This is a genomic window from Streptomyces sp. Root1310, from assembly GCF_001426425.1.
Lineage (GTDB): Bacteria > Actinomycetota > Actinomycetes > Streptomycetales > Streptomycetaceae > Streptomyces.
The window spans coordinates 312113-332549 of the sequence record NZ_LMEQ01000003.1 but is presented as its reverse complement, the minus strand read 5'-3'; the positions used below and the strand labels follow the sequence as shown (position 1 = coordinate 332549).

The following is a 20437-nucleotide window of genomic DNA, read 5'->3' as shown; positions in this document are numbered from 1 at the left end:
CTCGTCCTTCCGGCCCCCGCGGTTCCCCCCGGACGCTCACGCCAGACTGTCCCGCCAGGCCCGGTGCAGGTCAGCGAACCGGCCGCTGCCCGCGATCAGTCCGGCCGGGCTGCCGTCCTCGACGATCCGCCCGTGCTCCATGACCAGGACCCGGTCGGCGATCTCCACGGTCGACAGCCGGTGCGCGATCACCACCGCCGTACGGCCCCTGAGCACCGTCGCCATCGCCGCCTGCACGGCCCGCTCGCCCGGGACGTCGAGCGAGCTGGTCGCCTCGTCGAGGATCAGTACGGCCGGGTCGGCGAGCAACGCCCTTGCGAAGGCCACGAGTTGACGCTGTCCGGCGGAGATGCGGCCGCCGCGCTTGCGGACGTCGGTGTCGTAGCCGTCGGGCAGGGCGCTGATGAACTCGTGCGCGCCGATCGCCTTCGCCGCCCGCTCGATCTCGGGACGGCTCGCGTCCGGCCGGCCGATGGCGATGTTCTCGGCGACCGTCCCGGAGAACAGGAACGCCTCCTGCGTCACCATGACCACCCCGCGGCGCAGTTCGGGCACGGCCAGCTCACGCAGGTCGACCCCGTCCAGCAGCACCCGCCCCTCGGACGGGTCGTAGAAGCGGGCGAGCAGCTTGGCCAGCGTGGACTTGCCCGCGCCGGTCGAGCCGACCACGGCGACGGTCTGTCCGGCGGGCAGGGTCAGATCGAAGCGGGGCAGGATCTCGCCCCCCGTGCGGTAGCCGAAGGAGACCCCGTCGAAGACGACCTCCCGGCCGGGCAGTTCGCTCTGCGGCGGCGGCAGTTCCCGCGGCGTGGACGGCTCGGGCACGGACGGCGTCTGCGCGAGCAGCCCCGCGATCTTCTCCAGCGAGGCGGCCGCCGACTGGTAGGAGTTGAGGAACATGGCGAGCCGGTCTATCGGGTCGTACAGCCGCCGCAGGTACAGGACGGCCGCCGCCAGCACCCCCAGCTCCAGCGAGCCGTCGGTCACCCGGGTGGCGCCCCACAGCACGATCACCGCGACCGCCGTGTTGGCGACCAGCCGCGATCCGGTGACGTACCGGGCCATCTCCAGGAGCGCGTCGCCGTTGATCCGTTCGTGCCGCTGGTTCAGGACGCGGAAGTCGGCGTCGTTGACGGGCTCGCGGCGGAACGCGCGCACCGGCCGGATGCCGTTCATCGTCTCGACGAACTTCACGATCACGGCCGCGATCGCGGTGGAGCGGGCCCGGAACACCTGTCCGGCGCGCCGCTGGTAGATCCTGACGAGGAGGTACAGCGGCACGAAGGAGGCCACCGCGACGGCCCCGAGGCCCAGGTCCAGCCAGAGCAGCATGGCCGAGATGTAGAGGAAGGAGAGGATCACCGTCACGAGTTCCTGGAGGCCCTCGCTGAGCAGCTCGCGCAGCGACTCCACGTCCGTGGTGGAGCGGGAGATGAGCCGGCCCGAGGTGTAGCGCTCGTGGAAGTCGAGGCTCAGTGCCTGGGCGTGCCGGAAGATCCGGCCGCGCAGATCGAGCAGCGCGTCCTGGTTGACGCGGGCGGAGGCGATCAGGAAGGCGTACTGAAGTCCGCCGGAGGCCAGCGCGCACAGCAGATAGCCGACGCCGACCGCGACCAGCGGCCCGTGGTCGTCGGCCCGGAACGCCGGTACGGCGCGGTCGATGGCGTACGCCACCAGCAGCGGGCCGGCCTGCACGGCCGCCTGCTGGAGCAGCAGCAGGAGCGAGGTGAGGGCGACCCGCGCCCTCATGGGTTCGAGCAGGGAACGCAGCAGCGCGCCCGTGGCGCCGGGCGGGGTGGGCAGGACGTCCCGGTCGAAGGGATCGCCGTCGGCGGGCCGCGGGGGGACGTCGGGCTCCTCGTCGGTGACGGGGAAAGCGGTGGTGGGGGCGGTCATCGGCGGTCGGCCTCCTGTTCCCCGAAGTGAGTTCCGCAGGGTGTTCCGGACGGCTCTGCGGACGGTGTTCCGGACGGCTCTGCGGACGGTGTTCCGGACGGCTCTCCGGACATGAGGTGGGCGTACTCGGTGTTGCTGCGCAGCAGTTCGTGATGGGTGCCCACGGCGGTGACGCGCCCGTCGGACAGCAGGGCGACGCGGTCGGCGAGGAGCACGGTGGACGGGCGGTGCGCCACGATCAGCGCGGTGGTGTCGGCGAGGACCTGCCGCAGAGCCGCCTCCACGGCCGCCTCGGTGTGCACGTCCAGCGCGGACAGCGGGTCGTCCAGGACGAGGAACCGGGGCTGCCCGACGACGGCTCGGGCCAGCGCGAGGCGCTGCCGCTGCCCGCCGGAGAGACTGAGCCCCTGTTCGCCGACCTGGGTCTGCACGCCCTGCGGCAAGGCGTGCGCGAAGTCCGCCTGGGCCACGCCCAGCGCCCGCTCCAGCTCGACGGCGCCCGCCCCGTCGGCCGCTCCCATGAGGACGTTCTCCCCGACGCTCGCGGAGAACAGGGTCGGCTCCTCGAAGGCGACGGCGACCCGCGAGCGCAGCTCCTCGCGGGACATCGCGGTGATGTCCTCGCCGTCGAGCGTGATGCGGCCGGCGGTCACCTCGTGCAGGCGGGGGACCAGGGCCGTGAGCGTGGTCTTGCCGCTGCCGGTCGCCCCCACCAGCGCCATGGACTCGCCGGGCCGGATGTGCAGGTCGACGCCGTCGAGGGTGGGCGGCGAGTCGGGGGAGGCGTCGGGATAGCGGAAGGTGACGCCGTCGAACCGCAGCCCGCCGTCGGCCCCGGGGGCCAGCCCGCCGCGTCCGCCCCGGCCGTCGGGCTCCTCGGGTGCCTCGTCCATCACCTCGAAGTAGCGCTCCGTCGCGGTCGCGGCCTCCTGGCTCATCGCCAGCAGGAACCCGATCGAGTCCACCGGCCAGCGCAGCGCGAGAGCCGTCGACAGGAAGGCGACCAGGGTGCCCGCGGACAGCTCGCCGTCCGCCACCTGCACCGCGCCGAGCACCAGCGCCGCCCCGACGGCCACCTCCGGGAGCGTCACGATGACGGCCCAGATCGTGGCCAGCAGCCGGGCCTTGCGCAGCTCCGTGCCGCGCAGCGTCGACGACAGTTCCCGGAAGGCCCGCGCCTGGCTGCGGTGCCGCCCGAAGCCCTTGATGATCCTGATCCCGAGGACGCTCTCCTCGACCACCGTCGTCAGGTCCCCGGCCTGGTCCTGGGCGCGCCGCGCCACGACCGCGTACCGGTTCTCGAAGTACACGCACATCACGACGACGGGGACGGCCGGCCCGAGGATGACCAGCCCGAGCGTCCAGTCCTGGAGCAGCATGATGACCACCCCGAAGAGGATGGTCACCGCGTTGACCAGCAGGAACGTCAGTGGGAAGGCGAGGAACATGCGGAGCAGACCCAGGTCGGAGGTCGCCCGGGACAGCAACTGCCCCGAGGCCCACCGGTCGTGGAACGCCACCGGCAGCCGCTGGAGCCGCCCGTAGAGGTCCGCCCGCATCTCCGCCTCGACATGCGACAGCGGACGCGCCACCAGCCAGCGCCGCAGCCCGAACAGCAGCGCCTCCGCGAACCCGAGCAGCAGCAGGCAGAGCGCGCCCAGCCAGACCCCTGCCGTGTCCCGGTCGGCCACGGGGCCGTCCACCATCCACTTCAGGACGAGCGGGATGACCAGCCCCGTACAGGAGGCGAGCACGGCGACGAAGGCGGCCGCGAACAGCCGTATCCGTACGGGACGGACGTACGGCCACAGGCGCAGCAGGGAGCGTACGGCGGAGCGGTCCTGGGAAGCGGTTGCAGGTGTCCTGGGCATCACCGCGAGCCTACGGACCGGCACTGACAACGCCCACCGAGTTTTGGCCGGACCGGGCTCGTCCGCTGGTCCTACGACCTGCGCGTTCGAGGGGTCGTACCCGGGTGTCAACCGATCGGCCGACACACGTTCGGCCGAGCCGGCCGGGGTGCGGGTCCCGGGCCCCGGACCGGTACGCCGCTCTCCGCCCGGGCCCGTGGAACGGACCGGGGCGCCGGCTCACCGGTCACGCCCACTCAGTCGGTGTACGGCAGCAGCCCGGCCGCGGTCCGCTCCCAGGCCGCCTTCAGCTCGGCGAGCAGCTCGGGCCGGTCGGTGGCGAGGTCGGCCTGCTCACGGGAGTCGGCGGCCAGGTTGTAGAGGTGGTCGGTCTTCGTGGCGTCCTGGTAGTACTTCCAGTCGCCGCGGCGCAGCGCCCGGTTGGCCCGGACCCGCCAGAACAGGTCGTGCTCCGGCGGCCGTTCACCGCGCAGCAGATACCCGGCGAGGCTCGGGCCGTCCAGCGGGTAGGCGGGATCGGGGCGGGCGCCCGCGAGTTCCAGCAGGGTCGCCGTCCAGTCGGGGGAGACGTTCGGTGCGTGGCTGACCTGGTGGCCGTCGACGCGGGCGGGCCAGCGGACGATCGTCGGGACCCGGATGCCGCCCTCCAGCAGGACGAACTTCTGTCCGCTGAGGGGCCAGTTGTAGGAGTAGCGCTCACCGCCGTTGTCGCTGGCGAACAGCACCAGCGTGTTCTCCTCCTGGCCGGAGCGGCGCAGCGCGGCGAGGACCTCGCCGACCGCCGCGTCCAGGCTCTCCACCATCTGCGCGTACTTCTCGACCGAGCCGCCGTCGTAGTGGTTGAGGGCCCGGCCGACCTCGGCCTGGGTCTTCGCGGCTCGGATCCTCGCCGCGATCTCGGCGCCCGTCTCGGCGTCGTCCTCCGCGAGCCAGGGCCAGTGCGGGGTGGTGAAGTTGAGGTTCAGCAGCCACGGCCTGTCGTGGTCCCGGCCGACGTACTCGACCGCCCGCTCGGTGAGGACCTCGGTGTAGTAGCGCAGGTCCTTGTACTCGGCGTCCCCCTCGTAGAGGTCGTAGTCACCGAGCTGGCCCAGCTTGGAGAAGTACTCCAGCACGCCTCCGTGGTTGCCGAAGAACTCGTCCCAGCCGGACCTGGTGGGGCTGTAGTCCGGCAGCCAGCCGCAGTGCCACTTGCCGATCAGCGCGGTCGAGTAGCCCGCCTTCTTCAGCAGCGAGGCCAGGGTGGGGTGGTTCGGGTCCAGGCCCTGCGTCCTGTTGGCGATCGGCTCGGCCAGTCCGCCCTTCGTGCGCCCGGGGTATCGCCCGGTGTACAGGCTGAACCGGGTGGGGGAGCAGGTCGCCGACCCCGAGTACGCGTCGGTGAAGCGCACTCCCTGCCGGGCCAGCCGGTCCAGGTTCGGCGTCCTGATGTGGGGGGCGCCGTAGGACGACAGGTCGGCCCAGCCCAGGTCGTCGCCGAGGATGACCAGGAGGTTGGGGCGGTCGCCCTTCGCGGCGGCGGTACGGGCTCGGAACGGCTGTTCGGCGGGGGCCGCCTCGGCGGCGGTGGCGGTACCGGCGACGGCGGTGACGGCGCCGACGAGACCGCCGAAGGTACGACGGGACATCTCGGTCATGGGGGTCCTCGGTGCGGAAGGCGAAGGGTGGGGGGCGGCCTGGGCGCTGCCCCCATGTGATCAGCCGTCCGGTCCCGCGACCAGCGATCCGCCGGGGAGTTCATGGCACTGAAACGTTGTCCTACCCCACCACCCGCAGCAGCAGCACCGCCCGTCCCGGCACCGTGACCGGCATCCCCGCCGGGTGCGTCACCCCCGGCGCCTCCGCCTGCTCCTCGCTCGACGTGTCGACGACCACCTCGTACCGTTCCGCCCACGGCGCCCCCGGCAGGACGAAGCTCACCGGCCGGTCCCCGGCGTGCAGGACGGCGAGGAAGCTGTCGTCGGTGATCGGCGCGCCCCGCTCGTCCCGGCCGGGAATGTCCCGTCCGGACAGATACATCCCGAGGGTCGCCGCGGGGGCGTACCAGTCCCCTTCGGTCATCTCCGTGCCCCGCTCGGTGAACCAGGCGAGGTCCCGCAGCCCGTCCGCCGAGTGCGCCCGCCCGGAGAAGAAGGCGCGGCGGCGCAGCACGGGGTGGCGGTGGCGCAGCGCGATCAGCCGGGCGGTCAGGTCGAACAGGGCCCGCCACCCCGGCTCCTCGAGCAGCCCCCAGTCCACCCAGCTGATCTCGTTGTCCTGGCAGTAGGCGTTGTTGTTGCCCCGCTGGGTGCGCCCCAGCTCGTCGCCCGCGACCAGCATCGGCACGCCCGTCGACAGCAGCAGTGTCGTGAGCAGGTTCCGCAGCTGCCTGCGCCGCAGCGCCAGCACCCGCTCGTCGGCGGTCTCGCCCTCGGTGCCGCCGTTCCAGGAGCGGTTGTCGTTCGTGCCGTCCCGGTTGCCCTCGCCGTTGGCCTCGTTGTGCTTGCGGTCGTACGACACCAGGTCGCGCAGGGTGAAGCCGTCGTGCGCGGTCACGAAGTTGACCGACGCGTAGGGCCGGCGTCCGCCCCACGCGTACAGGTCGCTCGACCCCGACAGCCGGTAGCCCATCTCCCGCACGTCCGGCAGCGCGTGCCGCCAGAAGTCCCGTACGGCGTCGCGGTAGCGGTCGTTCCACTCCGTCCACAGGGGCGGGAAGGCGCCCACCTGGTAGCCGCCCGACCCCACGTCCCAGGGTTCGGCGATCAGCTTCACCCGGCGCAGCACCGGGTCCTGCGCGATCACCGCGAGAAACGGGGACAGCATGTCGACGTCGTGCATGGAGCGGGCGAGCGCCGCCGCCAGGTCGAAACGGAAGCCGTCGACGCCCATCTCGGTCACCCAGTAGCGCAGCGAGTCGGTGATCAGCCTCAGCACATGGGGCTGGACCACGTGCAGGGTGTTCCCGCAGCCCGTGTAGTCGGCGTACCTGCGCGCGTCCGACTGCACCCGGTAGTAGCCCCGGTTGTCGATGCCCTTCAGCGACAGGGTCGGTCCCAGCTCGCCGGCCTCGGCCGTGTGGTTGTAGACGACGTCGAGGATCACCTCGATGCCGGCCGCGTGCAGGGCGCGCACCATCCGCTTGAACTCGCCGACCTGCCCGCCCGTCGTCCCGGCGGAGGCGTACGCGGCGTGCGGGGCGAAGTAGCCGATGGAGTTGTAGCCCCAGTAGTTCTTCAGGCCCCTGCGCAGCAGATGGTCCTCGTGCGCGAACTGGTGGACGGGCAGCAGCTCCACCGCCGTGACGCCCAGCCTCACCAGGTGCTCCACGGCCGCCGGGTGCGCCAGTCCGGCGTACGTGCCGCGCAGTTCCTCCGGGATCCCCGGGTGCAGCCGGGTGAAGCCGCGCACATGCAGCTCGTAGATCACCGAGTCCGCCCAGGGCGTCTTGGGGCGGCGGTCGTCGGCCCAGTCGTCGTCATCGTGCACGACGACGCCCTTGGGGACGTGCGGTGCCGAGTCCCGTTCGTCGCGCACGGTGTCGGCGACCTGCTGCTGGGGCCAGTCACGGACATGCCCGTAGACCTCCGGCGGCAGGCTGAACTCGCCGTCCACCGCCCTGGCGTACGGGTCCAGGAGCAGCTTCGCCGGGTTCCAGCGGCCGCCGGTCCACGGGTCCCAGCGGCCGTGCACCCGGTAGCCGTAGCGCTGGCCGGGCATGATCCCGGGCACGAAGCCGTGCCAGATCTCGTGCGTGAGCTCGGTGAGGCGGGCACGGGTCTCCCGGCCGGCCTCGTCGAACAGGCACAGTTCGACCGACTCCGCCCCACCCGCCCACAGCGCGAAGTTGGTGCCCGCGACCCCGTCCGGGCCGACCCGGAACCGGGCGCCCAGTGGTGTGGACGCGCCCGGCCACACGGGTGGACCCGGCACCTTGCGTGACGCACCGTTCAAGACGGTGTCCGGCGTGGCGCGTTCGGCCACCGCCTCCTGCTCGGCTGCGCTGGACACCGTTCAGCCTCCCGCGGCTCATGGAACGACGTGGGAAAAGAGCGCGCGGTGTCCCGGCCGCGGCTCCCCGTCGCGTCGTCCTCCTCCCAGTTCTGCCCAGAGCGGCCCTCGCACTCACGTTTCCCCGGAGCGTGCCCGATCGTTGGGCACCATGTGAGGCACGTACAAGGGCGCGCACGGCGCGCGGGGGTCGCACTGGCCGCCGTACTGACATGGGCAGGACTACTGGCCGGGGCCGCCGGTTGCACCGGCGAGGACAGCCGGAGCGGACTCGACCGGGTGCTCGGCAAACCCCCGGCCCCCGAGGACGTCATCCGCGTCACCCCGGCGGACGGAACGAAAGGGGTACGGCCCGAGGAGCGGCTCTCGGTACGGGTACCGGGCGGGCGGCTGGAGTCCGTCAAGGTCGTCAGGTCGCAGGACGCCCAGGAGACCCCGGTCCCGGGCAGGATCACCGCGGACGGATCGAGCTGGCGGCCGGACGACGCCCGGCTCGGGCTCGCCGCCCGCTACACCGTCGACGCCGTCGCCCTGGACGGCGACGGGAACCGCTCGGCCCGGCACACCACCTTCACCACCTTCGTCCCCGAAGAGCGCTTCATCGGCTACGTCACTCCGGAGAACCGCTCCACCGTGGGCACCGGGATGATCGTCTCGCTGGAGTTCAACCGGGAGATCGAGAACCGGGCCGCGGTCCAGCGCGCGATCCGGGTCACGGCCGAACCCGCGGTGGACGTCCGGCCGCACTGGTTCGGTGACACCCGGCTCGACTTCCGGCCCGAGGAGTACTGGGAGCCCGGCACCCGGGTCACCGTCACGCTCGGGCTGCGCGACGTCGAGGGGGCGCCCGGCGTCTACGGGCTCCAGGACAAGTCGTTCTCCTTCACCGTCGGCCGCAGCCAGGTGTCCCTGGTGGACGCGGCGCAGCACACCATGCAGGTGCGGCGCGACGACGAGCTGCTGGCCACCGTGCCGATCACGGCCGGGGCGCCGAAGAACACCACCTACAACGGGAAGATGGTGGTGACCGAGATGCTGGAGCTGACCCGGATGAACGGCGCCACGGTCGGCTTCAAGAAGGCGAACGGCAAGGGCGAGTACGACATTCCGGACGTGCCGCACGCCATGCGGCTGACGAGCTCCGGCACCTTCCTGCACGGCAACTACTGGGCGGAGGACGTCTTCGGCCGGGTCAACGTGAGCCATGGCTGCGTGGGCCTCAGGGACGTCAAGGGCGGCGCGTCGGACACGCCCGCGGGCTGGTTCTTCGACCGCTCCCTCGTCGGTGACGTCATCGAGGTCGTGCACAGCAAGGACAAGCAGGTCGCCCCGGACAACGGCCTGGGCGGCTGGAACATGACCTGGAAGGAGTGGATCGCCGGCGGCGCCCTGAAATGACCTCGCTCCCCGATGCAACCTTCCCCGCGTTCGCACGGTCCTAGTTGGGACTGAACGGTGACAATCTTGGCCCGTCCAGGCCGTTGACCTTGTGGTTAATATGCGGCGAACGCGGGGGACGCGTCGCGGTGCGGGCCCGGGGAGGGCCCGGGGGAGTGGGGAGAACGACTTTGAACGTGCGACCGATATCGGGGGCGTCGGTTGGGGGACGCTCACGCGGCCGCGACAAGCGGTTGGCGCTGATCGTCGGCGGGCTGCTGCTGGCCGTCACGGCCTGCGGCGGGGGCGGGGACTCGGACTCCGGGTCCGCGAAGGACGCGGGCTCCGAGGGCAAGGGCGCTTCGGCCACCGCGGAGAGCAAGCAGTCCGAGGCGGTCGTGACCATCGCCCCGAAGACGGGCGCCAAGGACGTCGACACCAGCGGCGTCCTGAAGGTGACGGCCGCCAAGGGCAAACTGACCGAGGTCGTCGTCAAGGACGACAAGGGCACGGCGGTCGCCGGCGCGATCTCCGCGGACGGCGCCGGCTGGGCACCGGCCACGCACCTCGCGGGGGCGACCAAGTACCAGGTGCACGCGGTCGCGAAGGACTCCGAGGGCCGTACGGCCGCCGAGGACTCGTCCTTCACCACGCTGAGCCCGCAGAACACCTTCACCGGCAACTTCACGCCCGAGGACGGTTCCACGGTCGGTGTCGGCATGCCGTTCTCGGTGCGCTTCACCCGGGGCATCACCCACCCGGAGGACGTGGAGAAGGCCATCACCGTCACGACCGTGCCGGCCGTCGACGTCCAGGGCCACTGGTTCGGCAACGACCGTCTCGACTTCCGTCCCGAGAAGTACTGGAAGGCCGGCACCAAGGTCACCGTGAAGCTGAACCTCGACGGCGTCGAGGGCCGCAAGGGCGTCTACGGCAAGCAGGCCAAGACGGTCTCCTTCACCATCGGCCGCGACCAGGTGTCCGTCGTGGACGCCAAGAAGCACACGATGAAGGTCACGCAGGAGGGCAAGGTCGTCAAGACCATCCCGGTCACCACCGGCAAGTCCGGCTACGCCACCTGGAACGGCCAGATGGTCATGAGCGAGAAGTTCACCGTGACGCGGATGAACGGTGACACGGTCGGCTACGACGGCGAGTACGACATCAAGGACGTCCCGCACGCCATCCGTCTGACCGACTCCGGCACCTTCGTGCACGGCAACTACTGGGGCGGCGACGCCTTCGGCAACTACAACGCCAGCCACGGCTGCATCGGCCTGCGGGACGTGCGCGGCGGCTACGACAGCGGCGTGCCGGCCGCGTGGTTCTTCAACCACTCGATGGTCGGCGACGTGGTGGTCGTGAAGAACTCCACCGACCCGACGGTCAACCCGGCCAACGGGCTCAACGGCTGGAACATCCCGTGGGCGGAGTGGACGAAGTAACACCCGCACGATGACCCGACGAGGGGCCCGGCGCCGCGACCCACGGCACCGGGCCCCTCGTCGTCCCTCCCTCCTCCGGGGTGACCGACCGCACCGGCCCCGTCGTCGTCGGTCCCCGTGCTGTGTCTGTCCGGGGGCGACCCCCGGACCCCCGGCCCGATGTGACCGACCGCACCGAGTCCGTCGTCGTTAGTCCCCGTTAACCTGCTGCCATGACCGTGAATCTCGAAGTCGCCGAGGGTGTCGGCACGCTGCGTCTCGACCGCCCTCCCATGAACGCGCTGGACGTGGCCACCCAGGACCGGCTGAAGGAGCTCGCCGAGGAGGCGACCCGTCGTGACGACGTACGCGCGGTCGTCGTGTACGGCGGTGAGAAGGTGTTCGCGGCGGGCGCGGACATCAAGGAGATGCAGGAGATGGACCACACCGCGATGATCCTGCGCGCCCGCGCCCTCCAGGACTCCTTCACGGCGGTGGCCCGTATCCCCAAGCCGGTCGTCGCCGCGGTGACCGGCTACGCGCTGGGCGGCGGCTGCGAGCTCGCGCTGTGCGCGGACTTCAGGATCGCCGGGGACAACGCCAAGCTGGGCCAGCCGGAGATCCTGCTCGGGCTGATCCCCGGCGCCGGCGGCACCCAGCGTCTCTCCCGACTGGTCGGCCCCTCCAAGGCGAAGGACCTGATCTTCACGGGCCGGATGGTGAAGGCCGACGAGGCGCTGACCCTGGGCCTGGTGGACCGGGTCGTCCCGGCCGCCGACGTGTACACGGAGGCGCACCGCTGGGCCGCGAAGCTGGCGCAGGGTCCGGCGATCGCGCTGCGGGCCGCGAAGGAGGCGATCGACACCGGTCTCGAGACCGACATCGAGACGGGTCTGGCGGTCGAACGGAACTGGTTCGCGGGCCTGTTCGCGACCGCCGACCGCGAGATCGGCATGCGCAGCTTCGTCGAGGAAGGCCCGGGCAAGGCCAAGTTCCTGTGAGGGAGATCTCCTTCAAACTCCCCGGGATCACTTGCAATTGACGGGGCGTCTCATCCGGGTCCCTCGATGGGGCGGTTTATGGGAACCTTAAGGCGACCTTAAGCCTGCCTTGTCGAGTGGCCCCGTCGAGCGTCTTCCGGCGCATTGTCTCCGCAGGTCAGTCCCGGTTTGTCGGGCTTTGAACTGTCACTGGCATATGCCGATCAATCCATCCGGAGCGGTCGATTCCGGAGGGCGTAATCCGCCGGAACGGCCCCGGAGGGAGCCCCGGGCGGCCATGATGGGGGCATGGCGGGGCTGGAGGGCATCGAACAGCCGCGGGGACCGGGCCGTGCGACCGCGGCGCGCTGGTCGCCTGCGGTCGAGGACGAACGGGCGTTGAAAGCGCTGGAGTTGTTCGGCAACCCGACGGACGGCGAGGTTCCGCTGCCGTCCCGCCCCGAGTCCGCCGCCACGGCCCGCCGGCTGGCCCAGGTCGTCGTCCTGCGCCAGTGGGGACTGACCCCCAAGATGACGGAGGACGCGGTCCTTCTCGTCTCCGAACTCGTCGGCAACGCCGTGCGGCACACCGGCGCCCGGGTCTTCGGCCTCCGGATGCGGCGCCGGCGCGGCTGGATCCGGGTCGAGGTCCGCGATCCCTCCCGGGGGCTGCCCTGTCTGATGCCGGTCCAGGAACTGGACGTCAGCGGGCGGGGGCTGTTCCTCGTCGACAAACTCTCCGACCGCTGGGGCGTGGATCTGCTGCCCCGCGGCAAGACGACGTGGTTCGAGATGCGGGTCGCCGACCGCTAGGGCCGCCGGGGCGGTCGGCCGGACAGGTGCGGATGCCGCCGGCGGTCGGCGGGGTAGGTGCGGTCGCCTCCGGCGGTCGGCCGGGTGTGTGCGGGTGCGTCTCGGCGCGGTCCCCCGGGGGCTGCCGCCCGCGGGTCCCCGCTTCGGCCCTGAACGGGCCTCGGCCTCGAACGCCGGACTGGCTGAGCCTGGTCGGCGCGCTGCGTTGCGTCAATCGCCGGAATTGCCCCATATCCGCCCTTAAATGGTGCGGGTGACCCCATCCGACCGTCGTTCTGTGCTGCGGGCGGGCGCCGGGCTCGTCGCCGGGGGTGCGTTCGCGGCCGCGTGCTCGCCCTTCACGTCCCCTTCCGGCGCCGTCGCCCCGCACGCCCCCGCCTCCGTCTCCCCGGGCTCCGCGTCCCCCACCCGGGCCCCCGGGGCCGCCGCCCGTCCGCTCGCCGCGCCCGCGCCCCGGGCCTTCCCCCGGCAGCCCGCTCAGATCAGTCACGGTCCGAGCGGTCGGTCCCGGGTCGCTCTCACCTTCCACGGTCAGGGCGAGCCCTCCGTCGCCCGGGCCCTGCTCGGGGAGGCCGAGCGGCACGGCGCGCGGGTCACCGTGCTGGCCGTCGGGTCCTGGCTCGACGAGCACCCCGACCTCGCCCGCCGGATCCTCGACGGCGGCCACGACCTCGGCAACCACACCCAGCGCCATCTGGACATCAACGCCATGCCGGAGGCCGAGGCGGCGGCCGAGATCACCGGATGCGCCGAGCGGCTGCGCAGGCTCACCGGGTCCATCGGCACCTGGTTCCGGCCCTCCCGCGCCACCCGCGCGTCCCCGCTCGTGGCGACGCTGGCCCGCCGCGCCGGGTACCCGCACGTCCTCTCCTACGACGTCGACTCCCTCGACTTCACCTCGCCCGGTGCCGCCGCCGTCACCCGCAACATCCTCGGCGGGATCCGGGACGGGTCCGTCGTGAGCCTGCACTTCGGGTACGCGGACACGGTCGCCGCCCTCCCCGCCGTCCTCGACGAACTCGGCCGCCGCGGCCTGCGCGCGGTCACCACCACGGAGCTGATCGGCTGATGCACCGCAACCTCGTGAAAAGCGCCCTGCTCGCCGGCGCCGCGCTCACCGTCCTCGCCGCCTGCGGCACCGACGGCGGGGGCGGTGCGGCCAGGGAGGGACGGAGCGGCGCCAGCAAGGCGGCCGCTCCCGCACCGGCGAAGAAGGCCCACCGGCCCGTCGTCGACGGCCTGCCCGGCATGCCGCCGGTGCTCGACCCGAAGGACGTCTACGCCGCCGACCGCCCCGGCAGACTCTCCCCGGTGGTCAAGGACTTCCCGTCCCGGGTCTACGTCCCCAACACCGAGTCCGACACGGTCTCCGTCATCGACCCGAAGACGTACGAGGTGATCGAGACCCTCCGGGTGGGGCGGCAGCCGCAGCACGTCGTCCCCTCCTGGGACATGAAGACGCTGTGGGTCAACAACAACCGGGGGCACACCCTGACCCCCATCGACCCGAAGACCGGCAAGGCGGGCAAGTCGGTCGAGGTGCACGACCCGTACAACCTCTACTTCACGCCCAACGGCAGATACGCCGTCGTCATGGCCTCCCTCGACCGTGAACTCGTCTTCCGCGACCCGCACACCATGGAGCGGATCAAGACGGAACCGGTCACCTGCTACGGCGTCAACCACGCCGACTTCTCGCTCGACGGGAGGTACTTCATCGTGTCCTGCGAGTTCAGCGGTGAACTGCTGAAGGTCGACACCGAGAAGATGAAGGTCGTCGGACAGCAGAGGCTGCCCTTCAAGGGCGCCATGCCGCAGGACGTGAAGGTCTCACCCGACGGCAAGCGGTTCTACATCGCGGACATGATGGCCGACGGGATGTGGATCGTCGACGGCGACACCTTCGGCAAGCCGGAGTTCCTGCACACCGGCAAGGGCTGCCACGGGCTGTACATCGGCCGCGACTCCCGCGAGATGTACGTCTCCAACCGCGGCGAGGGAACCGTCTCCGTCTTCGACTTCCACGAGAACGCGCTCACCAAGAAGTGGCGCCTCCCGAACGGCGGCAGCCCCGACATGGGCGGCGTCTCGGCGGACGGCAAGGTGCTGTGGCTGTCCGGGCGGTACAACTCCGAGGTGTACGCCATCGACACCGGCACCGGGGAGCAGCTCGCCCGGATCAAGGTCGGCAGGGGCCCGCACGGTCTGGCCGTCTACCCGCAGCCGGGCCGGTACTCGCTCGGCCACACCGGCATCTTCCGCTAGGTGCTGCGACCGGAAAGGTTCACCGGCTCGCGACGCCCGGCACGGCACCTCGCAGCGTTGTCGCATCACCCGAGTACATCCAGTACACGGGTGATGCTCCGTCTTGCGATGCACCGCACCGGACGCCGCGAGCTTTCCGGTAAACCTTTCCGGCCACAGCACCAGGGCGACCCCGGTCGGGGACACGCCGCCGATCGGGTGATGATCCACGGCTCGCCGTCGGGGAACCGACATCGTGCTCAGCATGATCATCACTCGCGTCCGGCGGCGGGTCGCCGCCGCCGTCCTCTCTCTGGGTGCCGTCCTCGCGACCACGGCCGCCGTGCCCGCCGCCGCACCGGCCGAGGCTTCCGCCAAGGCGAGGACGAAGGCGGCCGCACCCGCCTGTCCCCAGTTCGACGACCCCGTCAAGGCCGCCGCCGACCGGCAGGTGGACGTCCCGCGCATCACCCCGGCACCGGTCTGGCGCAAGGCCTGCGGCACGCTGTGGCGCAGCGACAACCGGGCCCCCGAGGTCATCTTCGACGAGGGCTTCCACCCCAAGGACGTCGTCGGCGGCCAGTACGACATCGAGAAGTACGTCCTGCAGAACCAGCCCTCCCCGTACGTCTCCACGACCTACGACCACGACCTCTACAAGCGCTGGAAGTCGAACTACAACTACTACATCGACGCCCCGGGCGGCATCGACGTCAACCGCACCATCGGCGACACCCACAAGTACGCCGACCAGGTCGAGGTGGCCTTCCCGGGCGGCATCGCACGGCAGTACGTCCTCGGCGCGTGTCCCGTCGACAAGGCCACGAAGACCGAGGTGCTCAGCGGCTGTGTGAGCAACCTGAACTACGTGCCCTGGCACTGACCGCCCCGACGCCCGGCTCCCGCCGGACGGTGAGCAGCGCCTCCGCCCCGACCGGCAGATAGCCCGCCGCCCGGAACGCCCGTGTGCTGCGGGCGTTCCCCGGCGAGATCTGCGCCCACACCGGCTCGCCCCCGCCCAGATGCCGTGCCGCGCCCACCAGGGCCCGGCCCAGCCCCCGGTGGCGTACGTTCTCCTCGACCTCCACGGCGACCTCCAGCCGCCCCGCCACCCCGCGCCCGAGGACGACCACACCGCCCTGGGCGGCCCACACCCGCACCTCGTCGCGCCGCCTGCGCGAGCTGACCACCCGGGGATGGTCCGGGTCCTCGATCTCCGTCAGCGCGAGGGACGGCGGGCCCGGCAGCGGGGAACCGACCACCAGCGCGTCCACCGTCTCCGCGACCCGGCCCGTGCGGTCCAGCAGGGCCGTCAGGAACCGGGGGCTCATCGACGCGGCGAGGGCGTCGCAGTCGGCGGCGGCGAGGGTGTCGTACACCCACGCGGGGTCCTCGTCGACGAAGACCACCGAGTGCGCGGTGAAGGAGAGGACGCCCGCGTCCCGGCGGGAGGGCTGGGGGAGGACGGTCGTGCGGCCGTCGGGGGGAGGGAAGACACCGCGCGCGGCCGCGTCGAGAATGTCCCGCAGGTTCCCCACCGCACCGGTTCCCTTCGCGCGCCTTGAGTCTCCACCCACTGGAAGGCCCACACTCACACACATGATCGACGACGGCACCGGACTTTTCACCATCGGAGAGCTGGCCCGCTCCACCGGACTGACCGTGCGCACCATCCGCTACTGGTCCGACGAGGGCGTCCTGACCCCGGTGGCCCGCTCGGCCGGCGGCTACCGCCTCTACGACGGTGAGTCGGCCGCCCGTCTCGAACTGATCCGCACCCTGCGCGAGCTGGGCCTCGGCCTGGCCGACGTACGCCGGGTGCTGGCCGGGGAGCGGACGGTCGCGGAGGTCGCGGCGGCGCACGTGGCGGCGCTGGACGCGCAGATCGGATCGCTGAAGGTGACCCGGGCAGTGCTGTCGTCCGTGGCGCGACGCGGCTCGACCGCGGAGGAGATGACCTTGATGAACAGACTGGCCCGGCTGTCGGCGGCCGAACGCAAACGGCTTCTCGACGACTTCACGGCGGAGATCTTCGACGGCCTCGACACCGCCGACCCCGACATCCGCACCCGGCTGCGGTTCGCCGCTGCCGACCTGCCGGACGATCCCGCCCCCGAGCAGGTGGACGCCTGGGTGGAGCTGGCCGAGCTGATCCAGGATCCGGAGTTCCGGGTGCTGATGCGGACGATGGTCGAGTTCAACGCGGCGGACCGCGGGCCGGACGTCCCCGCGGGCACGTCCCTGTGGTTCATGAGCCGTCTCGTGCACCTGGGCGGCGAGGCGCTGCGCCAGGGCGTCGCCCCCGGCGACCCGGCGGCCGAGACCCTCCTGCGGGACCTGCTGGGCGACGCCGACCGGGCCGCCGTCCTGGACCGGCTGACCGCCGCCTCGAACGTACGGGTCGCCCGGTACCGGCAGTTGTCGGCGATCGTGAACGGCCTCGGATCCCAGCCCTCGTACGAGGAGGAGTTCTCCTGGGTGGTCGCCGCACTCCGCGCTCACCAGGGCCGTTAACCTGACCTGCGTCAGTAGAACAGCGAGTATGACCGCAAGGCATGACGAAGAGGGGCGGATCGGTGGCCGACATCGAAGAAGCGCGCAAGGAGTTCCAGCGGATCGACACGGACGGTGACGGCTTCATCACCGCGGCCGAGTTCAAGACCGCCCTGGCCCAGGGGGGTGACTGGAACGTCACCGAGTCGGTCGCCGAGGTCATCATCAAGAGCCGCGACCTCGACGGTGACAAGCTCCTCTCGTTCGACGAGTTCTGGGCGCACCTGAACAAGTGAGACGAGCGGAAAGGGGGCGCCTCGCGATGCGGGGCGCCCCCTTCTCATGACCGGCGCCCGATGTCTCGTGACCGGCGCCCGGTGGTGCCGGGCCGCGGAGAAACCCGAGAGGAACGTCGCGGAGCCGGAATAGCCCGCCGCCGGCCGGGGTTGCCTCCATCAGATGCATGCATGTGCATCGAACCTGACTCGTCTCGGTCCCGGAAGGCAAGGCCTCTCATGAAGATCGGCATCATCGGCGCGGGCAACATCGGCGGCAACCTCACCCGGCGCCTCAGCGCGCTCGGCCACGACGTCTCCGTCGCGAACTCCCGCGGCCCGCAGACGCTCGCGGATCTCGCCGAGGAGACAGGGGCGACACCCGTCACCGTCGAGGAGGCGGCACGCGGTGCCGAGGTCGTGGTGGTCACGATCCCGCTCAAGGCGATCCCGAGCCTGCCGTCCGGCATCCTGGACGGCGCGGCCGACGGCGTGGCCGTCATCGACACCAACAACTACTACCCGCAGCAGCGCGACGGCCGCATCGCGGAGATCGAGGACGAGGGCCTCACCGAGAGCCGCTGGACCGAACGCCACCTCGGCCACCCCGTGATCAAGGCCTTCAACGGCACCTACGCCCAGGACATCCTGGACCGCCCGCTCGCCGCGGGCGACCCCGGCCGCGTGGCGCTCCCGGTGGCCGGCGACGACGAGGCGGCGAAGGCGAAGGTGCGCGCCCTGATCGACGAGCTCGGATTCGACACCGTCGACGCGGGCGGCATCGACGACTCCTGGCGCCAGCAGCCCGACACCCCCGTCTACGGGCTGCGGGCCGGCGCCGAGGCCGTCGCCAAGGCGCTGGCCGACGCGAGCCCGGAACGGCCGGCGGCCTTCCGCGGCTAGGAGGCCGGGAAGGTCCCTAGCGCTGCGACCGGAAAGGTTCACCGGCTCGCGACGCCCGGCACGGCACCTCGCGGCGTTGTCGCATCACCCGAGTACATCCAGTACGCGGGTGATGCTCCGCCTTGCGATGCGCCGCACCGGACGCCGCGAGCTTTCCGGTAGACCTTTCCGGCCACAGCACTAGACGATCCGCAGGGGATGGTGCGGCCCGTCCGGCAGCTCGACCGTGATCGGGTCCCCGGGCCGCACCACACCGCCGCTGAGCACCACACTCATGATCCCGGACCGGAAGGCCGGCCGGCCGTCCGGGCCCCGCCCGACGACCTGCTTCATGAGGCCCTTGCGGAAGCCGTCGATCTGCTTGCAGGGATTCCGCAGCCCGGTCACCTCGACCACGGCCTGTCCGCCGAGCCGCAGCCGCGTTCCGGTGGGCAGACCGAGCAGGTCGATCCCGCGCGTGGTCACGTTCTCCCCGAGCTGTCCGGCGGCCACCTCGAACCCGGCCGTGCGCACCTCCTCGAACAGCTCCTCGTGGATGAGGTGAACCTGCCGCAGATTCGGCTGCGAGGGATCCTTCTCCATCCGGAACCGGTGCTTCACCGTGGCCCCCGCGTGCACGTCCCCTGCCACCCCGAGCCCGGCGACCAGCGTGACGCTCTCCCGGTTGGGCTTGGTGAAGGAGTACGTGCCGCTGCTGCTGACAGCGCTGACCGACCCGCTCATACGGCGAAACTCCCCTGTCCCCGCGACCCGCTGCCGGGTCAGCACTCGATGATGTTCACCGCCAGCCCGCCCCGGGCCGTCTCCTTGTACTTGACGCTCATGTCCGCGCCCGTTTCCTTCATGGTCTTGATGACCTTGTCCAGGGACACCTTGTGCGAACCGTCGCCGCGCATCGCCATCCGGGCCGCCGTGACCGCCTTCACCGAGGCCATGCCGTTGCGCTCGATGCACGGGATCTGGACCAGGCCGCCCACGGGGTCGCAGGTCAGGCCGAGGTTGTGCTCCATGCCGATCTCGGCCGCGTTCTCGACCTGCTCGGGGGAGCCGCCGAGGACCTCGGCCAGCGCGCCCGCCGCCATCGAGCAGGCCGAGCCGACCTCGCCCTGGCAGCCGACCTCGGCGCCGGAGATGGAGGCGTTCTCCTTGAAGAGCATGCCGATCGCGCCGGCCGCGAGCAGGAAGCGGACCACTCCGTCCTCGTCGGCGCCGGGCACGAAGTTCACGTAGTAGTGCAGGACCGCCGGGATGATGCCGGCCGCGCCGTTCGTGGGGGCCGTCACCACCCGGCCGCCGGCCGCGTTCTCCTCGTTCACCGCCATCGCGTACAGCGTGATCCACTCCATGGAGAGCGCCAACGGGTCGCCCTCCGCCCGGAGCTGACGCGCCGTCATGGCCGCCCGGCGGCGGACCCGCAGACCGCCCGGCAGGATGCCCTCGCGGGACATGCCCCGCGACACGCACGCCTGCATCACCCGCCAGATCTCCAGCAGCCCGTCCCGGATCTCGTCCTCGGTGCGCCAGGCGCGCTCGTTCTCCAGCATCAGCGAGGAGATCGACAGGCCGGTCTCCTTCGCCAGCCGCAGCAGCTCGTCGCCGGTGCGGAAGGGGTACTTCAGGACCGTGTCGTCGAGTTTGATGCGGTCCGCGCCCACCGCGTCCTCGTCCACGACGAAGCCGCCGCCGACGGAGTAGTACGTCTTCGCCATCAGCTCGGCGCCCTGGGCGTCGTGGGCCCATATCGTCATGCCGTTGGCGTGGTACGGGAGGGCCTTGCGGCGGTGCAGCACCAGGTCCTCGTCGAAGGAGAATGGGATCTCGTGCGAGTCCAGCAGCCGCAGCCGGCCGGAGCTCTTGATCTGCTCCACCCGGTCGTCCGCGCCCTCCACGTCCACCGTGCGCGGCGAGGAGCCCTCCAGGCCGAGCAGCACCGCCTTCGGGGTGCCGTGACCGTGGCCGGTCGCGCCGAGCGAGCCGTACAGCTCGCAGCGCACCGACGCGACGGAGTCCAGCACACCCTCGCCCCGCAGCCGGCGGGCGAACATGCGCGCCGCGCGCATCGGGCCGACCGTGTGGGAGCTGGACGGGCCGATGCCGATCGAGAACAGGTCGAAGACCGAGATGGCCACGGGGGAACTCCTCAATGCAGGGTGGTGCGGGGTGCCGCACAC

General features: G+C 71.5%; 17 protein-coding genes. 10 read left to right on the top strand and 7 right to left on the bottom strand.

Annotated features, from left to right (window positions below; genetic code table 11):
• Positions 1 to 36 precede the first annotated feature (36 nt).
• The 4 genes from ASD48_RS12515 to glgX all read right to left on the bottom strand — a co-directional run bounded on the left by ASD48_RS12515 (position 37) and on the right by glgX (position 7757).
• On the bottom strand, positions 37 to 1896 hold the full coding sequence (locus ASD48_RS12515) for an ABC transporter ATP-binding protein (RefSeq protein WP_057601621.1): 1860 nt from the start codon (positions 1894 to 1896) through the stop codon (positions 37 to 39).
• A complete protein-coding gene (locus tag ASD48_RS12510; protein WP_057601620.1) occupies positions 1893 to 3767 on the bottom strand; it encodes an ABC transporter ATP-binding protein in 1875 nt (624 codons plus the stop codon). The genes ASD48_RS12515 and ASD48_RS12510 overlap by 4 nt, the downstream gene beginning before the upstream one ends.
• 236 nt (positions 3768 to 4003) lie before the next feature.
• A complete protein-coding gene (locus tag ASD48_RS12505; protein ID WP_057601619.1) occupies positions 4004 to 5404 on the bottom strand; it encodes a sulfatase-like hydrolase/transferase in 1401 nt (466 codons plus the stop codon).
• 121 nt (positions 5405 to 5525) lie between these two features.
• A complete protein-coding gene (gene glgX, locus ASD48_RS12500) occupies positions 5526 to 7757 on the bottom strand; it encodes a glycogen debranching protein GlgX (protein WP_057601618.1) in 2232 nt (743 codons plus the stop codon).
• A gap of 153 nt (positions 7758 to 7910) precedes the next feature.
• On the opposite strand from glgX, the gene ASD48_RS12495 reads away from it, so the two are divergent.
• The 7 genes from ASD48_RS12495 to ASD48_RS12465 all read left to right on the top strand — a co-directional run bounded on the left by ASD48_RS12495 (position 7911) and on the right by ASD48_RS12465 (position 15478).
• Entirely contained in the window at positions 7911 to 9155 is a 1245-nt protein-coding gene (locus tag ASD48_RS12495) for an Ig-like domain-containing protein (protein WP_057601617.1), read from the top strand.
• Between the two features lie 185 nt (positions 9156 to 9340).
• Complete coding sequence (locus ASD48_RS12490; protein WP_079073739.1) at positions 9341 to 10579, top strand: Ig-like domain-containing protein; 1239 nt, start codon at positions 9341 to 9343, stop codon at positions 10577 to 10579.
• Positions 10580 to 10791: 212 nt separating this feature from the next.
• Positions 10792 to 11559, top strand: a complete 768-nt coding sequence (locus tag ASD48_RS12485; protein WP_057601616.1) for an enoyl-CoA hydratase-related protein — start codon at positions 10792 to 10794, stop codon at positions 11557 to 11559.
• 288 nt (positions 11560 to 11847) lie between these two features.
• Positions 11848 to 12351 carry an ATP-binding protein gene (locus ASD48_RS12480; RefSeq protein WP_057601615.1) on the top strand — a complete coding sequence of 168 codons (504 nt, stop codon included), beginning with the start codon at positions 11848 to 11850 and terminating at the stop codon, positions 12349 to 12351.
• A gap of 244 nt (positions 12352 to 12595) precedes the next feature.
• Positions 12596 to 13420, top strand: a complete 825-nt coding sequence (locus tag ASD48_RS12475) for a polysaccharide deacetylase family protein (protein ID WP_057601614.1) — start codon at positions 12596 to 12598, stop codon at positions 13418 to 13420.
• Positions 13420 to 14616, top strand: coding sequence for a hypothetical protein (locus tag ASD48_RS12470; RefSeq protein ID WP_057601613.1), 1197 nt, complete (start codon positions 13420 to 13422; stop codon positions 14614 to 14616). Before ASD48_RS12475 ends, ASD48_RS12470 begins: the two co-directional genes overlap by 1 nt.
• A 244-nt stretch (positions 14617 to 14860) precedes the next feature.
• Positions 14861 to 15478 (top strand): ADP-ribosyltransferase, encoded by a 618-nt coding sequence (locus tag ASD48_RS12465; protein WP_057601648.1) that lies wholly within the window; start codon positions 14861 to 14863, stop codon positions 15476 to 15478.
• Here the strand turns inward: ASD48_RS12465 and ASD48_RS12460 are convergent.
• Positions 15435 to 16133 (bottom strand): N-acetyltransferase, encoded by a 699-nt coding sequence (locus ASD48_RS12460; protein ID WP_057601612.1) that lies wholly within the window; start codon positions 16131 to 16133, stop codon positions 15435 to 15437. The genes ASD48_RS12465 and ASD48_RS12460 overlap by 44 nt on opposite strands.
• Positions 16134 to 16194: 61 nt before the next feature.
• On the opposite strand from ASD48_RS12460, the gene ASD48_RS12455 reads away from it, so the two are divergent.
• The 3 genes from ASD48_RS12455 (at position 16195) to ASD48_RS12445 (ending at position 18266) form a co-directional block, all read left to right on the top strand.
• Entirely contained in the window at positions 16195 to 17109 is a 915-nt protein-coding gene (locus ASD48_RS12455; RefSeq protein ID WP_057601611.1) for a MerR family transcriptional regulator, read from the top strand.
• A 62-nt stretch (positions 17110 to 17171) separates the two neighbouring features.
• Positions 17172 to 17384 (top strand): EF-hand domain-containing protein, encoded by a 213-nt coding sequence (locus ASD48_RS12450; protein WP_028807102.1) that lies wholly within the window; start codon positions 17172 to 17174, stop codon positions 17382 to 17384.
• A 219-nt stretch (positions 17385 to 17603) separates the two neighbouring features.
• Complete coding sequence (locus tag ASD48_RS12445; RefSeq protein WP_057601610.1) at positions 17604 to 18266, top strand: NAD(P)-binding domain-containing protein; 663 nt, start codon at positions 17604 to 17606, stop codon at positions 18264 to 18266.
• A 180-nt stretch (positions 18267 to 18446) separates the two neighbouring features.
• Here ASD48_RS12445 and ASD48_RS12440 read toward each other — a convergent pair whose 3' ends face one another.
• Entirely contained in the window at positions 18447 to 18989 is a 543-nt protein-coding gene (locus tag ASD48_RS12440) for an MOSC domain-containing protein (RefSeq protein ID WP_057601609.1), read from the bottom strand.
• A gap of 38 nt (positions 18990 to 19027) precedes the next feature.
• The gene (locus tag ASD48_RS12435) at positions 19028 to 20395 is read right to left on the bottom strand and encodes an L-serine ammonia-lyase (RefSeq protein ID WP_057601608.1); all 1368 of its coding nucleotides are present in this window, start codon (positions 20393 to 20395) and stop codon (positions 19028 to 19030) included.
• Between the last annotated feature and the right edge of the window lie 42 nt (positions 20396 to 20437).

Coding starts and splice junctions, on each gene's coding strand:
- ASD48_RS12515 (WP_057601621.1), bottom strand. CDS start 1,896: ATGACCGCCCCCACCACCGCTTTCCCCGTCACCGACGAGGAGCCCGAC.
- ASD48_RS12510 (WP_057601620.1), bottom strand. CDS start 3,767: ATGCCCAGGACACCTGCAACCGCTTCCCAGGACCGCTCCGCCGTACGC.
- ASD48_RS12505 (WP_057601619.1), bottom strand. CDS start 5,404: ATGACCGAGATGTCCCGTCGTACCTTCGGCGGTCTCGTCGGCGCCGTC.
- ASD48_RS12485 (WP_057601616.1), top strand. CDS start 10,792: ATGACCGTGAATCTCGAAGTCGCCGAGGGTGTCGGCACGCTGCGTCTC.
- ASD48_RS12480 (WP_057601615.1), top strand. CDS start 11,848: ATGGCGGGGCTGGAGGGCATCGAACAGCCGCGGGGACCGGGCCGTGCG.
- ASD48_RS12475 (WP_057601614.1), top strand. CDS start 12,596: ATGGTGCGGGTGACCCCATCCGACCGTCGTTCTGTGCTGCGGGCGGGC.
- ASD48_RS12470 (WP_057601613.1), top strand. CDS start 13,420: ATGCACCGCAACCTCGTGAAAAGCGCCCTGCTCGCCGGCGCCGCGCTC.
- ASD48_RS12465 (WP_057601648.1), top strand. CDS start 14,861: ATGATCATCACTCGCGTCCGGCGGCGGGTCGCCGCCGCCGTCCTCTCT.
- ASD48_RS12455 (WP_057601611.1), top strand. CDS start 16,195: ATGATCGACGACGGCACCGGACTTTTCACCATCGGAGAGCTGGCCCGC.
- ASD48_RS12445 (WP_057601610.1), top strand. CDS start 17,604: ATGAAGATCGGCATCATCGGCGCGGGCAACATCGGCGGCAACCTCACC.
- ASD48_RS12440 (WP_057601609.1), bottom strand. CDS start 18,989: ATGAGCGGGTCGGTCAGCGCTGTCAGCAGCAGCGGCACGTACTCCTTC.